At 70.8% G+C, this 13,945-nt stretch carries 14 protein-coding genes; 4 read left to right on the top strand and 10 right to left on the bottom strand.

All coding sequences use genetic code 11. The features are described 5' to 3' along the window. Positions 1–3 precede the first annotated feature (3 nt). Complete coding sequence (locus ACZ4TO_RS08430; protein ID WP_468023752.1) at positions 4–795, bottom strand: hypothetical protein; 792 nt, start codon at positions 793–795, stop codon at positions 4–6. Between the two features lie 390 nt (positions 796–1,185). On the opposite strand from ACZ4TO_RS08430, the gene recA reads away from it, so the two are divergent. Together recA and recX are read left to right on the top strand one after the other, a co-directional pair. Continuing rightward, complete coding sequence (recA, locus tag ACZ4TO_RS08425; RefSeq protein ID WP_382794307.1) at positions 1,186–2,307, top strand: recombinase RecA; 1,122 nt, start codon at positions 1,186–1,188, stop codon at positions 2,305–2,307. Positions 2,308–2,310: 3 nt separating this feature from the next. Beyond that, positions 2,311–3,285, top strand: coding sequence for a recombination regulator RecX (recX, locus tag ACZ4TO_RS08420; protein WP_468023751.1), 975 nt, complete (start codon positions 2,311–2,313; stop codon positions 3,283–3,285). Positions 3,286–3,594: 309 nt separating this feature from the next. Here recX and ACZ4TO_RS08415 read toward each other — a convergent pair whose 3' ends face one another. The 8 genes from ACZ4TO_RS08415 to ACZ4TO_RS08380 form a co-directional block, all read right to left on the bottom strand. After that, the gene (locus ACZ4TO_RS08415; protein WP_468023807.1) at positions 3,595–4,014 is read right to left on the bottom strand and encodes a rhodanese-like domain-containing protein; all 420 of its coding nucleotides are present in this window, start codon (positions 4,012–4,014) and stop codon (positions 3,595–3,597) included. Next, positions 4,005–4,526 carry a cupin domain-containing protein gene (locus tag ACZ4TO_RS08410; RefSeq protein ID WP_468023750.1) on the bottom strand — a complete coding sequence of 174 codons (522 nt, stop codon included), beginning with the start codon at positions 4,524–4,526 and terminating at the stop codon, positions 4,005–4,007. The genes ACZ4TO_RS08415 and ACZ4TO_RS08410 overlap by 10 nt, the downstream gene beginning before the upstream one ends. Before the next feature lie 141 nt (positions 4,527–4,667). Then, positions 4,668–4,739, bottom strand: coding sequence for a putative leader peptide (locus tag ACZ4TO_RS08405; protein WP_318658241.1), 72 nt, complete (start codon positions 4,737–4,739; stop codon positions 4,668–4,670). A 121-nt stretch (positions 4,740–4,860) separates the two neighbouring features. Next, on the bottom strand, positions 4,861–6,609 hold the full coding sequence (locus ACZ4TO_RS08400) for an FAD-dependent monooxygenase (protein ID WP_385040573.1): 1,749 nt from the start codon (positions 6,607–6,609) through the stop codon (positions 4,861–4,863). Between the two features lie 268 nt (positions 6,610–6,877). Further along, positions 6,878–7,777 carry an amino acid ABC transporter permease gene (locus tag ACZ4TO_RS08395; RefSeq protein ID WP_468023749.1) on the bottom strand — a complete coding sequence of 300 codons (900 nt, stop codon included), beginning with the start codon at positions 7,775–7,777 and terminating at the stop codon, positions 6,878–6,880. After that, the gene (locus ACZ4TO_RS08390) at positions 7,774–8,439 is read right to left on the bottom strand and encodes an amino acid ABC transporter permease (protein WP_382794379.1); all 666 of its coding nucleotides are present in this window, start codon (positions 8,437–8,439) and stop codon (positions 7,774–7,776) included. The genes ACZ4TO_RS08395 and ACZ4TO_RS08390 overlap by 4 nt, the downstream gene beginning before the upstream one ends. 179 nt (positions 8,440–8,618) lie before the next feature. Further along, positions 8,619–9,461 (bottom strand): glutamate ABC transporter substrate-binding protein, encoded by an 843-nt coding sequence (locus ACZ4TO_RS08385; protein ID WP_382794293.1) that lies wholly within the window; start codon positions 9,459–9,461, stop codon positions 8,619–8,621. Between the two features lie 120 nt (positions 9,462–9,581). Next, entirely contained in the window at positions 9,582–10,358 is a 777-nt protein-coding gene (locus ACZ4TO_RS08380) for an amino acid ABC transporter ATP-binding protein (RefSeq protein WP_382794291.1), read from the bottom strand. Positions 10,359–10,708: 350 nt separating this feature from the next. On the opposite strand from ACZ4TO_RS08380, the gene ACZ4TO_RS08375 reads away from it, so the two are divergent. Next, positions 10,709–11,395: a response regulator transcription factor gene (locus ACZ4TO_RS08375; RefSeq protein ID WP_382794288.1), complete on the top strand. Its 687-nt coding sequence runs from the start codon at positions 10,709–10,711 to the stop codon at positions 11,393–11,395. Positions 11,396–11,404: 9 nt separating this feature from the next. Continuing rightward, positions 11,405–12,811 (top strand): sensor histidine kinase, encoded by a 1,407-nt coding sequence (locus tag ACZ4TO_RS08370; protein WP_468023748.1) that lies wholly within the window; start codon positions 11,405–11,407, stop codon positions 12,809–12,811. An 83-nt stretch (positions 12,812–12,894) separates the two neighbouring features. On the opposite strand, the gene ACZ4TO_RS08365 is transcribed toward ACZ4TO_RS08370, so the two are convergent. Then, the gene (locus tag ACZ4TO_RS08365) at positions 12,895–13,893 is read right to left on the bottom strand and encodes a TAXI family TRAP transporter solute-binding subunit (protein ID WP_468023747.1); all 999 of its coding nucleotides are present in this window, start codon (positions 13,891–13,893) and stop codon (positions 12,895–12,897) included. Positions 13,894–13,945 lie beyond the last annotated feature (52 nt).

Below are 13,945 nucleotides of genomic sequence, written 5' to 3'. Positions count from 1 at the left end.
CGGTCACCAGGTGAGGACCGCCTGGACGCCGGTGCCGACGACGGCCGCCGCGTAGAGACCGACCGCCGCCCACACGATCCGCTGCCGGGTCTCCTCGCCCCAGCCGGTGCGGGAGAGCAGCCAGGCCAGCGCGGGCAGCACCAGCACGGCGTGCAGGCTCACACCGTGCAGCGGCTTGAGCGGAGCCGTCGAGTGGTACGCGGCCTCCTGGTGGCCGGTCCTGGTGAGGACGACCCCGCGCGCGATCATCGCCGCGCCCGAGGCCAGCGCTACGAGCAGGATCGCGAACCCCGAACGCACGGCGAGCGGCATGCCCACGGGCCCCGAGGGCCTACGGCGGAACGAGGCGACCGCGAACGCGGTGAGCACCACGACCAGAATCCCGCCGCCCACCGCGAGCATCATGGAGACCGCGGTGTCGAAGCCGGTCTCCATGTCGAGGTGCGACGGAACCCGGCGCCACGCCTGAAGGGTGATCCCGCCGACCTCCAGCACGCAGTCCGCGGCGAACACGACGAGCAGCACGCTGCGCCGCCTCGCCTCCATCCGCACGTACGAGGTGACCCACGTGACCGCGATCAGGGTCAGCCCGAAGGAGACTCCGAAGGTGACGGGCTTGCGCCAGGAGACGGGGCCGTCCCACGGGCCGCCGTCGACGGCGAAGACCAGCAGATGCAGGAGGCCCGAGAGGACGAGCAGGGCGCCCGTGGCCCGGCAGAGCCGCTCGGCCGGCCGGAGCGAGGACGGCGGTGTCGGCAGGGGGCGCGGTGTCGGGGGGCGCGTCGTCGTCGGCATGGCCCACAGCCTGCCGGGCGTTCCCGCCGGTGTCGTCGTCCGCCCGGAGGCACCGGTCCTGCGCCCCGGGGAGTAGCCGGAGTCCGGGGCGGGTACCGGGCTTCGGGAGATGTGTCGGGGCGGCCGCGGGGCCCGAGGGCGCCGGATCCCCCGTCGTTGTCGGAGGGCGACCGTAGTCTCGGAAGTGCCGCGTGGTGCGCTTGACACAAAAATCGAACATCCATTCTTATGGAGGTTCCGGCAGAGCTCGCGACGGGTGATTCGGCATGGTTTCGGCAGGGATGTGCCCGAGTTATCCACAGGCCGGACGGGCGTCGGGGCGCATTGTCAGTGGCAGGCGTTAGCGTCTTTGACGTGAAGCGATCGACTCAAGCAAACCGGGTGGAACCCATGGCAGGAACCGACCGCGAGAAGGCGCTCGACGCCGCGCTCGCGCAGATTGAACGGCAGTTCGGCAAGGGCGCCGTGATGCGCCTGGGCGAGCGGCCGAATGAGCCCATCGAGGTCATCCCCACCGGGTCGACCGCGCTCGACGTCGCCCTCGGTGTCGGCGGCCTGCCGCGCGGCCGCGTGGTGGAGGTGTACGGCCCGGAGTCCTCCGGAAAGACGACCCTCACCCTGCACGCGGTGGCGAACGCGCAGAAGGCCGGCGGCCAGGTGGCGTTCATCGACGCCGAGCACGCCCTCGACCCCGAGTACGCGAAGAAGCTCGGCGTCGACATCGACAACCTGATCCTGTCCCAGCCGGACAACGGCGAGCAGGCCCTGGAGATCGTGGACATGCTGGTCCGCTCCGGTGCGCTCGACCTCATCGTCATCGACTCCGTCGCCGCTCTGGTGCCGCGGGCCGAGATCGAGGGTGAGATGGGCGACTCGCACGTGGGTCTCCAGGCCCGGCTGATGAGCCAGGCCCTGCGCAAGATCACCAGCGCGCTCAACCAGTCGAAGACGACGGCGATCTTCATCAACCAGCTCCGCGAGAAGATCGGCGTCATGTTCGGCTCTCCGGAGACGACGACGGGTGGCCGGGCGCTGAAGTTCTACGCCTCGGTGCGTCTCGACATCCGGCGCATCGAGACACTGAAGGACGGCACCGACGCGGTCGGCAACCGCACCCGCGTCAAGGTCGTCAAGAACAAGGTCGCGCCGCCGTTCAAGCAGGCCGAGTTCGACATCCTCTACGGCCAGGGCATCAGCCGCGAGGGCGGCCTGATCGACATGGGCGTGGAGAACGGCTTCGTCCGCAAGGCCGGCGCCTGGTACACGTACGAGGGCGACCAGCTCGGCCAGGGCAAGGAGAACGCCCGCAACTTCCTGAAGGACAACCCCGACCTCGCCAACGAGATCGAGAAGAAGATCAAGGAGAAGCTGGGCGTCGGTGTGAAGCCCGAGCAGCCCGCCGCCGAGCCGGGCGCGGACGCAGCGGTCTCGGCCCCGGACGACGCCGCGAAGACGGTGCCCGCTCCGGCTGCCAAGGCCACCAAGTCCAGGGCCGCGGCGGCCAAGAGCTAGTCCATGACACGACGAACCGACTGGGCCGAGTACGCCCGTCCCCAGACCCCCGACACGCGGCCGGGGCAGGGGTACGGCGGGGGACACGGCGGTCCGGCCGGAGACGGTGACGGGTCGTACGACGGTGCCGGGGGGTACGGCAGCCGGTCGTACGGCACCGACGACGGGCTCCACGAAGCCGACGGTGGGCTGTACGGCACCGGCGGCGGGTTCTACGGAGCCGATGGTTTCCACGGTGGCGGTCCGGACGACGGGGATCCGGACGGCGGAGGTTCGACGGGCGGTGACGCACGGCACGGTGACGGCCCGCCGCGCGGTCACGGTTCGCCGGACGCGGTCTCCCGACGCGGTGGACGTGCCGCTGGCGGACCGCGTGGTGGAAGAGGTCGTCGACGGGGCGGCGGTTTCGGCGAACCGTCCGACGGCCGGCGGGACGGAGACACCCCCTCCTCGTCGAGGGCCGAGAAGGGGGAGTCCCCGGGGGACCCGGCTGAGCGGGCGCGAGCGATCTGTCTGCGCCTGCTCACCGGGACCCCGCGTACGCGCAAGCAACTGGCGGACGCCTTGCGCAAGCGCGAGATCCCGGACGAGGTGGCGGACGAGGTGCTGTCACGGTTCGAGGAGGTCGGGCTGATCAACGACAGCGCCTTCGCGGACGCCTGGGTAGAGTCACGGCACCACGGGCGGGGGCTGGCCCGGCGCGCGCTCGTCCAGGAACTGCGGACCAAGGGCGTGGAGTCGACGCTGATCGACGAGGCCGTCGGACAGCTCGACTCCGAGCAGGAGGAGGCGACCGCTCGTGAGCTGGTCGCGCGCAAACTGCGCTCCACCCGCGGACTGGACCGGGACAAGCGGCTGAGACGCCTCGCCGGCATGCTCGCCCGCAAGGGCTACTCCCAGGGCATGGCCCTGCGCGTGGTCCGTCAGGCGCTGGAGGAAGAGGGCGAGGACACGGAAGGGCTCGACGAGGGATTCTGATCCCACGGTCGTCCGTCACCGTGCCCTCGCGGGCCCCCGTACGAGGGCGGCTCGTCCGGGGGGCCGGGCCCCGTGAGGCGGAGACGGTCGGCTTTTCGTGCAGGTCTCCGCCAGGCGGAAGCGGCCGGCCTTCCGCGTCGGTCTCGGCGAGACGCAAGCGGCCGGCTTTCCGCGTCGGTCTCGGCGGGGCGCAAGCGGTCGGCTTTCCGCGCGGGGCTCCGCGAGGCGCAAGCGGTCGGCTTTCCACCCCGGGCTCCGCGAGGCGCAAGCGGTCTGCTTTCCACGCCGCGCTCCGCGAGACGAAAGCCGTCAGCTCTCCGTGTCCGCAGCCCTCACCGGGAGGCCCGCGTTCTTCCAGGCCTGGAAGCCGCCGATCAGATCGGTGGCCCTGTGGAGTCCCAGACGGCGCAGGGACTCGGCGGCCAGGCTGGAGGCGTACCCCTCGTTGCAGAACAGCACGACCCGCAGGTCGTGACTCGTGGCCTCCGGCACGCGGTGACTGCCCGTGGGGTCCAGCCGCCACTCCAGTTCGTTGCGCTCGACGACGAGAGCGCCAGGGATCAGGCCGTCCCGGTCCCGCAGGGCGGCGTACCGGGTGTCGACCAGAAGCGCCTCCCCTCGCCGCACCGCCTCGAAGGCCTCCTCGGCCTCCACCCGGTCCAGGCCCGCGCGGACCTGTTCCAGCAGGGCGTCGATACCGATGGGCTGCCCGGTGCCGCTCACTGCCAGTCCTCCGGACGCTCGACGTGCTCCAGGCGCAGGATCTGCCCCGTACGGCTGTAGCGGCGGATCTGCGGGAGCGGTGGGTAGTAGGCGTGGACCGAGATGGCGTGCTCCTCGGCGGACTCGTTGAGCACCTCGTGCACGTGATGCCGGCCGAAGGCGCGGCCGGTGCCCGCGGGCAGCTTCCGCTGCCGGTCGATCTCTTCGGCGAGTTCCAGGGTCTTCCAGCCGTCGGCGGGCAGCCGCGCGGCGAGGGAATGCTCCTTGAGCTCGCCGGCCGCGGTGAGGAAGGCGCCCACCGATTCGGCGTGGTCGTGCCAGCCGGTCCCGGTCCCGGGCGGCCAGCCGATCAGCCAGGCCTCACTGCCGGCGGGGCCTTCGAGCCGCACCCAGGTACGGCCCTCGGGGTCGAGGGGGAGCGAGGCGATCAGCTCGGCGTCGGCCGCCGTACGGCGTACGAAGTCCAGGAGGTCGGCCTGGGTGGGGATCCGGGGGGCGCCGGAGACGGCGGAAGGCACGGCAGCGGCGACGGGGGCGGCGGCGGAGAGGGGGACAGACGTGGAGACAGAGGGTGGCACAGACACTCGGACCGTCCTGAGAGTTCGCGAGAGGAGCGCGCGGGGGCACGGCGGCGACGCGCGGAAGAAGAGGATGCGAAGTCAGAAGGACGGGCGACACACGCAGCCCGCATAGCGGACGAGGTCCATATGGACCCTCCGCCACAGGCGCACACAGGTGTCGGTCACGATCCGGAGTAGACCATGGTGGCGCAGACCGGTCAACTCACCGTCACTATATGGACCATGAAGGCCCGGGAAGCCGGGAGACCCGGGCCGTACGGTCACGGAGCGTTCAGCGCCTGCCCGCGGTCGCCTCCGCGGCGCTCTCCGCGTCCACCCGTGCCGGCCCGCCGAGGGCCGCCTCGGCCGCCTCGTACAGGTCGGCCGGCCGGACCCCGCCGAACGCGGCGACGAGGTGTCCGTCGGGGCGGACCAGCAGCACGGTGTGCGCCGCCGCACCCGGGTAGCTCTCTGCGACGAGGAGCTCGGCGGGGTGGGGAAGCGCGGTCACGGCGGCGGCGAGCCGCGGCATGACGCCGGCCGTCACCCAGTGTTTGCGCTCCCACACCCCCGTACCCGGAGCGATCAGCACGACGAGCAGCACCCCGCGCCCGAGCCGCTCGCGCAGCGGTACGAACGAGCCGTCCTCCGCGGTCACCCGCACGTCGACGACCGGCGCGCCGGGCTCGGTGTCGACGACGGCGTGCGACTCGGCGGGCGGGGGCATGAGCGGGGATCCGGTGTACGCCCCCGGCGCGCCGAGCGGGCCGCGGCCCAGATGGCCGTCCGTCAGCAGCGCGTCGTGTCCGCGGGCGGTCCCGGGGACGTAGGCGCGCAGGCCGCCGCCGCTCCGCAGCAGGGGCAGCGCCTGGTCCGCGGCGCGCAGCCGGGCGGCGACCACCGCTCGCCGCTCCGTCTGGTAGCTGTCGAGGAGCGCGGCGTGCGGACCGTGGTGCCAGCCGAGCGCCAGCTTCCAGGCGAGGTTGTCGGCGTCGCGCAGCCCTTCGTCCAGGCCCTGGGTTCCGAGGGCGCCGAGCAGGTGGGCCGCGTCCCCGGCGAGGAAGACCCGGCCGGCGCGCCAGCGGCGGGCCAGTCGGTGGTGGACGGTGTGGACTCCGGTGTCGAGCAGTTCGTACGCGGGTGTGGCGCCGCCGCTCCAGCCCGCGAGGGTCTCCCGGACGCGTGCCACCAGCAGGTCGGGCGTGACGAGGTCCTTGCCCGGGGGCAGCAGCCAGTCCAGCCGCCAGACGTCCTCGGCGAGCGGACGGGCGCTCACCTCGCCGGCCGAGGGTCCGGAGGAGCGCCACGGCGTCATCCGGTGCAGCAACGCTTCGCCGGGCCAGGGGAGTTCCGTGCGCAGGGCCGCCACGGCGTGCCGTTCGACGGCGGTGCGCCCGGGGAAGCGGATGTCCTGGAGCTTGCGCACCGTCGAGCGCGGTCCGTCGCAGCCGACCAGATAACTGCCGCGCCACCAGGTGCCGTCGGGGCCCCGGGTGTGCGCCGTGACGCCGGAGGCGTCCTGTTCGACGGAGTCGAGGCGGCTGAGCACGGCGACCTTGATGAGCCGCTCGTGGATGATGGCCTCGCGCAGCGCGCCGGTCAGCGCGTGCTGGGCGATGTGCAGCGGAGCGGTGAACTCCGTGCCGTCCACCGGGTCTTCCAGGAGCCGGGAAGCGGCGGTGCCGCGCGCGGCGACGGTCCCCCGAGGAGCGTCGCCCCGCACGGCCTCGCCGCCGAGAGGATCGGAGGCGCCGTTCGCCCCCGCGGACCCCTGCCCGTCGAACACGATCTCGCGCATCACCTGCCTGCGCCGCATCGACCGCCATCCGGCCCAACGGAAGCCTGCGTCGTCGAGCGGCAGGCCCGTCAGCCGTTCGACGAGCGCGACCGTGTCCTCGCGCAGCACCACGGTCCGCGCGAGCCGCTGTTCGTCCTTGCCGGGGCCCTCGTCGAGGACGATGGAGGGGACCTCCTGGCGGGCCAGCGCAAGGGCGAGGGTGAGCCCCACGGGCCCGGCTCCGACGATGATCACCGGGTCCACGGCGCGGTGCCCCCTGCACGGAGCTGTGTCCTGAGGGACGTACGGGAACAGGCAGGTGGAGCAGGGTGCACGATCACAGAACGTATGCAACCCATTGCCGCTGCTTGCGTCAAGTGACGGGGTCAGTGGCGGTCCCGTCACTGACCCCTTCGGTCACACTGATCGACCGATGTTCGGACGATCCGTCAGATCGTGCCCCCGATCGGTCGGATCGCGCCCCAGCTCGTCGGATCGCGCCCCGGCTCGTCGGACCACGCGCCCGGGCGCGTCACTCCATACCCCCGCCCCCGCCCGCGCCCGTCGCCGCGGTACCCGCGATGGTCGCGTCGTTCGCGGAGAGCACCGCGCCGGTCGACTTCTTGCCGCGGCGCAGCCGGCCCTCCAGCCAGGAGGCGAAGCTGGTGATCGTGAAGTTCACGACGATGAAGATGACGGCGACCACGATGAAGCTCGGGATGACGTTCGCGTAGTTGGCCGCGAGGGTGCTGCGCGCGGCGAGGAGCTCCTGATAGCTGATCATCACACCGCCCAGCGCGGTGTCCTTCACGATGACCACGAGCTGGCTGACGATCGCCGGGAGCATCACGGTGACCGACTGCGGCAGCAGGATGCTGGTCATGGTCTGGCCCTTGCGCAGGCCGATCGCGTACGCGGCCTCCGTCTGGCCCTTGGGGAGCGCGAGGATGCCGGCGCGGACGACCTCGGCGAGGACCGAGGAGTTGTAGAGCACCAGACCCGTGACGACCGCGTAGAACGGGCGGTCCTCGCTGGCGACGTTCGCCGACTGGGCGTACAGCTCGTTCGCGAACAGCATGAGCAGCAGGACCGGGATGGACCGGAAGAACTCGACCACGGCGCCGACCGGGACGCGCACCCAGCGGTGGTCGGAGAGGCGCGCGATACCGAGGACGGCACCCAGCGGGAGGGCGATCACCATGCTCAGCCCGGCGGCCTTCAGGGTGCCCCAGAGGCCCGGCAGCAGATAGGTGTTCCAGGCGTCCGCCGTGGTGAACGGCTCCCACAGGTCCCACTTGAGCTGGCCCTTGTCGTCCATCGCCGTCCAGATCCACCACAGCAGCAGCGCGACCAGGCCGGAGAAGAGGACCGAGAGGAGCAGATTGCGGCGCTTGGCCCGGGGACCGGGGGCGTCGTAGAGGACGGAGGTCATCGCTTCACCGCCAGTCGCTTGCCCAGCCAGCCGAGGAAGAGGCCGGTGGGGAGGGTCAGGACCACGAATCCGAAAGCGAAGACCGAGGCGATGAGGACCGTCTGGGCCTCGTTCTCGATCATCGTCTTCATCAGGGTCGCGGCCTCGGCCACGCCGATGGCGGCGGCCACGGTCGTGTTCTTGGTCAGCGCGATCAGTACGTTCGCCAGCGGGACGACGGCGGAGCGGAACGCCTGCGGCAGGACGATCAGCCGCAGCGTCTGCCCGAAGCCGAGCCCGATCGCGCGGGCCGCCTCGGCCTGGCCGACCGGCACGGTGTTGATGCCGGAGCGAAGCGCCTCGCACACGAAGGCCGCGTGGTAGACGACGAGGCTGAGCACCGCGAGCCGGAAGCCCTGGACCTTGAAGTCGTCGGACCCCATCGTCACACCGAAGATGTCCGCGAGACCGAGCGAACTGAACACGATGATGACCGTCAGCGGGATGTTCCGGACGATGTTCACGTAGGCGGTGCCGAATCCGCGCATGAGCGGGACCGGGCTGACCCGCATCGCGGCCAGCAGTGTGCCCAGGATCAGGGAGCCGAGGGCGGAGTAGACGGTGAGTTGCACCGTCGTCCAGAACGCCCCCAGGACGTCATAACCTTGAAGAAAGTCGAACACGATCTCCCGCGCTTCCGGGTGGTGGCGTACGTGGCGGACGGGGTGGGCGCGGTGTGCCGCCGCCGTGATCGCGACGGGCGGCGGCACACCTGCGAAGCCCCGTGTGAACCGCGGTCTCCCGCGTTGCCCGAGGGCCCCGAGTTACCCGGTGATCCCCCTGCTGCTGGGCTGTGCCCGCGTTACTTGACGATGACGCCGATCTTCGGGGCCTGCTCGTACTGGTAGTTCGCGGGGCCGAAGTTCTTCTCGACCGCCTTCTTCCAGGAGCCGTCGCTGACCATCTTCGCCAGTGCGGCGTTGATCTTCTTCTCCAGCTCGGCGTCGCCCTTCTTGATGCCGACGCCGTAGTTCTCGTTGCTCAGCTTGAGGCCGGCGAGCTTGAACTGGCCCTTGTACTTGTCCTGCGCCGCGAAGCCCGCGAGGATCGAGTCGTCGGTGGTCACCGCGTCGACGGCGCCGCTCTGGAGGGCGGCGATGCACTCCGAGTAGCCGCTGTACTGCTTCAGGTTGGCCTTCGGGGCGATCGTCTTCTGGACGTTCTGCGCCGAGGTCGAACCGGTCACGGAGCACAGCTTCTTGCCGTTGAGGTCCGTGCCCTTGGCGATGGTCGAGTCCTTCTTCACGAGAAGGTCCTGGTGGGCCAGCAGGTACGGGCCCGCGAAGTCGACCTTCTGCTTGCGCTCGTCGGTGATCGAGTAGGTGGCCGCGATGAACTTCACGTCACCACGGGCCAGCGCGTTCTCACGGTCGGCGCTCTTCGTCTCGATGAACTCGATCTGGCCGGGCTTGTACCCGAGCTGGCCGGCGACATAGGTCGCGACGTCCACGTCGAAACCGGCGAAGGATCCGTCCGGCTGCTTCAGGCCGAGACCGGGCTGGTCGTACTTGATGCCGACCTTGATCTTGCCGCCGCCCGAGGACGAGGAGCCGCTGTCGTTGTTGTCGCTCGAACCGCACGCGGTGGCGGACACGGCGAGCGCGAGTACGGCGGCCGAGACGGCGGCTGCCTTGCGGAGCTTCATGATGAACATCCTTTGAGTAAGAGCGGAGTACGGCCGTCGACGGGCGGTGGCGCGCGTGGGCCCTCGGAAGGGGGGCGCGTGATCCCCCTGGGCGGGGCGCGTGGCCCCTGGACGGGAACGTCAGTGGTGAAGGATCTTCGAGAGGAAGTCCTTGGCGCGGTCGCTGCGCGGATTGCTGAAGAACTGGTCCGGCACAGCCTCTTCGACGATGCGGCCGTCGGCCATGAAGACGACCCGGTTGGCGGCCGAACGGGCGAAGCCCATCTCATGGGTGACGACGATCATGGTCATGCCGTCCCGGGCGAGCTGCTGCATGACCTCGAGCACCTCGTTGATCATCTCGGGGTCCAGCGCCGAGGTCGGCTCGTCGAAGAGCATGACCTTGGGGTCCATCGCCAACGCTCGTGCGATGGCGACGCGTTGCTGCTGGCCGCCCGACAACTGGGCCGGGTACTTGTCGGCCTGCGTGCCCACGCCGACGCGGTCGAGCAGGGCGCGGGCCTTCTCCTCCGCCGCCTGCCTGCCGGTCTTGCGGACCTTGATCTGCCCCAGCATCACGTTCTCGAGCACGGTCTTGTGCGCGAAGAGGTTGAAGGACTGGAAGACCATGCCCACGTCGGCCCGGAGCCGGGCGAGCGCCTTGCCCTCCTGGGGCAGCGGCTTGCCGTCGATCGAGATCTCGCCCGAATCGATCGTCTCCAGACGGTTGATGGTGCGGCACAGGGTGGACTTCCCGGACCCAGAGGGCCCGATGACCACGACGACCTCACCACGGGTGATCGTCAGGTCGATGTCCTGGAGCACGTGCAAGGCCCCGAAGTGCTTGTCGACGCTCTTCAGGACGACCAGTTCGTCGGTCCCGGCCATGGCGTCCTTGGCCACCGATGCATCGGTCATCGCTTGGGGGCTCCGTCCTCCTCGGTTTCCGAGGACAGTAGTGACCCCTTACGACCAGCGTCATTACATCTGAGGGGAATCTGAGCATCACGATCCGATAGCAATCGGACACGTGTCGTAGCGATCGCGCGCATGCGCGTACCGGCTGGATAACGGAAGCCCCGGGCAACCCGAAGCCCCTTGACGCCGTCCTTGTCCATCGGCGTGACTTCCTTGGTGCACGCGCGCGTGCACCACTTTGTTGAAACGGGGACCGTTCGACCGATGAGACCCGAGACCGTACGACCGAGACGGTACGACCGAGACCGTACGACCAGGACGGTACGACCGATGAGCCGGAGGGGGCCGGGATGAGACTGCTCCTCGTCGAGGACGACAACCACGTCGCCGCCGCCCTGTCCGCGGTGCTGGCACGGCACGGCTTCGAGGTCACCCATGCCCGCAGCGGCGAGGAGGCCCTCCAGGCCCTCGTCCCGGAGAGCGACGGCTTCGGCGTCGTGCTGCTCGACCTCGGACTGCCCGACCAGGACGGCTACGAGGTCTGCGGCAAGATCCGCAAGCGGACCGCCACACCGGTGATCATGGTCACCGCGCGCGCGGACGTCCGCTCCCGCATCCACGGCCTCAACCTGGGCGCCGACGACTACGTGGTGAAGCCGTACGACACCGGGGAACTGCTCGCCCGGATCCACGCCGTCAGCAGGCGCACCGCCCACGACGACGGGTCGGCGCCCGGCGAGGACCTGGTGCTCCTGGGGCCCGTGCGCATCGAACTCCCCAACCGCCAGGTCACGGTGGACGGTTCGGCGGTCCAGCTCACGCGCAAGGAGTTCGACCTGCTCGCGCTGCTGGCCCAGCGCCCCGGAGTGGTCTTCCGCCGGGAACAGATCATCAGCGAGGTGTGGCGCACGAGCTGGGAAGGAACCGGCCGCACGCTGGAGGTGCACGTGGCGTCGCTGCGTTCCAAACTGCGCATGCCGGCGCTGATCGAGACCGTGCGCGGCGTCGGGTACCGGCTCGTCGCCCCGGCCGCGTAGCGGGCACCGGTGCGTACCCGACTGCTGCCGCTGCTCATCGTCCTGATGGCGGCCGTGCTGCTCGCGCTCGGCGTCCCGCTCGCGGCGAGCGTCGCCGCGCAGCAGCAGCAGCGCGTCGTCGTCGACCGCATCGACGACACCGCGCGGTTCGCGGCCCTCGCCCAGTACGTCACCGACTCCCCGAGCCGCTCCCGGGCCGGCTTCCCGGACGAGCGCGGCGAGACCCTGCGCACCGAACTCGCCCGCTACTACGAGGTGTACGGCATCCGGGTCGGCGTCTTCTACCGCGACGACGAGCCGATGGCCAACGCCCCGGAGAGCTGGCTCCTGCCCAAGACCGGACCGGCCCGCGACGCCTTCAACGAGGCGCTCGTCAGCCGTCGCAGCCACGATCCGGAACAGGTCTGGCCCTGGCAGCACCACCGTCTCGTCGTGGCCTCCCCGGTCATCAGGGACGGCGACGTCATCGGGGTCGTCGTCACCGACTCGCCCACCGGGCAGATGCGTTCGGCGGCCCTGCACGGCTGGCTGATCATCGGCGCGGGCGAGATCGCCGCGATGCTCCTCGCGCTCGGCGCCGCGCTGCGCCTCACCGGCTGGGTGCTCAGGCCCGTACGCGTCCTCGACGCCACCACCCACGACATCGCGACCGGCCGGCTGAAGTCCCGGGTCGCGCCCGCCGGCGGGCCGCCCGAACTCCAGCGGCTGGCACGGTCGTTCAACGAGATGGCGGACAACGTCGAGAGCGTGCTGGAACAGCAGCGCGCCTTCGTCGCCGACGCCTCGCACCAACTGCGCAACCCGCTCTCGGCGCTGCTGCTGCGGATCGAGCTGCTGGCCCTCGAACTCCCCGAGGGCAACGAGGAGATCGCGTCCGTACGCACCGAGGGCAAGCGGCTGACCCAGGTGCTCGACGATCTGCTCGACCTGGCACTGGCCGAGCACGCCGAAGCCGATGTGCGCCTGACCGACATCGGCGCCCTGACCGCCGAGCGCGTGGCGTCCTGGCAGCCGGTCGCCGACAGCAGGGGCGTCCGGCTGGCGGGGAACTGCCCGCCCACGACCGCGTGGGCCGACCCCGTCACCCTGTCCAGCGCCCTGGACGCGGTCATAGACAACGCGGTCAAGTTCACGCCGGAGGGGGAGAGCGTCGAGGTGACCGTCGCCTCGAACGGGGCGTCCTCCACCGTCGTGGTCACCGACGGCGGACCCGGCCTCGGCGACGAGGACCTGGCCCGCATCGGCGACCGCTTCTGGCGCAGCGCCGCCCACCAGAACATCAAGGGCTCGGGCCTCGGCCTCTCCATCTCCCGGGCCCTGCTCGCCGCGGGCGGCGGTTCCATCGCGTACGGCCACCACGAACCGCACGGTCTTCGGGTGACGGTGACCGTGCCCAGGTCGGAGCCGGCGATCTGACGGATTCCCGGCGTGCCCGGATCCCCCGGCGTGCCCCACCGCGGCGACGCCGGTCCGGGCGGAGGGGAAAGGTCGGACAGGCCCTACGGCTTGATCGACCGGTAGTACCGCCGGGCGCCCTCGTGCAGCGGCAGCGGGTCCGTGTAGATCGCCGTGCGCAGGTCCACGAGCTGGGCCGCGTGCACCACGGCGCCGATGCGGTCGCGGCTCGCGATCACCGTGCGGGTGAGCTCCTCGGTGAGATCCGCGTCCGCGTCCTCCCGGGTGATCAGGAAGTTCGCCACGGCCAGCGTCGGCACGGCGGAACCGCGCTGCGACGCGGGATAGGCGTCGGCGGGCATCACGGCCGAACGGTAGTAGCTGGAGGCGCCGCCCTGCTCGTGCAGCTTCTCGACGAGGTCGCTGCCGATCGGCACCAGCCGGATGTCGTAGGACCTGGAGAGCTTCTGGACGGCGTTCGTCGGCAGACCGCCCGACCAGAAGAACGCGTCGATCTTGTGCTGTTCGAGCAGTCCCGGCATGGTCGCGATGCCCTCGTCGAGGGGTGTTATGTCCTTCTTGGGGTCCAGGCCCGCCGCCTCGAGGACGTGGTTCGCGATCAGCCGCACCCCGGATCCGCCCGGCCCCACGGCGACCTTCATGCCCTTGAGGTCCTCGACGGACTGCACGGGCGAGGAGCGCGGGACGACCAGGTGCACATAGTCGTCGTAGAGCCGCGAGCAGCCGCGCAGCCGCTTCGCGCCCGGCTTGTGCTGGTGGAGGTATGTCTCCACGGCGTCGGCCGCCGCGATGGTGAAGTCGGCCTTGCCGGTGGCCACCCGGCTGATGTTCTCCTGCGATCCGTCGCTGTTGAGCAGCCGCACGTCCAGGTCGGGCATGTCCTTGGCGATGGCGCTCTGCAGGAGCTTGCCGTACATCTGGTAGACCCCGGTCGGGGTGCCCGTGCTGAAGGTGATCGTCCCGCTCGGGGACTCCTCGCCCAGCGGCAGCAGCCACCACAGCAGCAGCCCGGCGAGCGCGCAGACGGCCGCCGAGCCGAACAGGGCGCGACGCCGGCCGATACGGGTGAGTGCCTGGAACATGCGCGCGATCCTGCCAGCCCGGGCCCGGTCCTGGCCAGGGCCGGACCCGGGA

The organism is Streptomyces sp. NPDC028298 (genome assembly GCF_055565895.1).
The sequence above is the reverse complement of the archived record's forward strand: the minus strand, read 5'-3'. Positions and strand labels throughout refer to the sequence as shown.

What these genes read in the sequence shown, in the direction of transcription:
- ACZ4TO_RS08430 (WP_468023752.1), bottom strand. Translation starts at nt 795, where the DNA reads ATGCCGACGACGACGCGCCCCCCGACACCGCGCCCCCTGCCGACACCG.
- recA (WP_382794307.1), top strand. Translation starts at nt 1,186, where the DNA reads ATGGCAGGAACCGACCGCGAGAAGGCGCTCGACGCCGCGCTCGCGCAG.
- recX (WP_468023751.1), top strand. Translation starts at nt 2,311, where the DNA reads ATGACACGACGAACCGACTGGGCCGAGTACGCCCGTCCCCAGACCCCC.
- ACZ4TO_RS08395 (WP_468023749.1), bottom strand. Translation starts at nt 7,777, where the DNA reads ATGACCTCCGTCCTCTACGACGCCCCCGGTCCCCGGGCCAAGCGCCGC.
- ACZ4TO_RS08385 (WP_382794293.1), bottom strand. Translation starts at nt 9,461, where the DNA reads ATGAAGCTCCGCAAGGCAGCCGCCGTCTCGGCCGCCGTACTCGCGCTC.
- ACZ4TO_RS08380 (WP_382794291.1), bottom strand. Translation starts at nt 10,358, where the DNA reads ATGACCGATGCATCGGTGGCCAAGGACGCCATGGCCGGGACCGACGAA.
- ACZ4TO_RS08375 (WP_382794288.1), top strand. Translation starts at nt 10,709, where the DNA reads ATGAGACTGCTCCTCGTCGAGGACGACAACCACGTCGCCGCCGCCCTG.
- ACZ4TO_RS08365 (WP_468023747.1), bottom strand. Translation starts at nt 13,893, where the DNA reads ATGTTCCAGGCACTCACCCGTATCGGCCGGCGTCGCGCCCTGTTCGGC.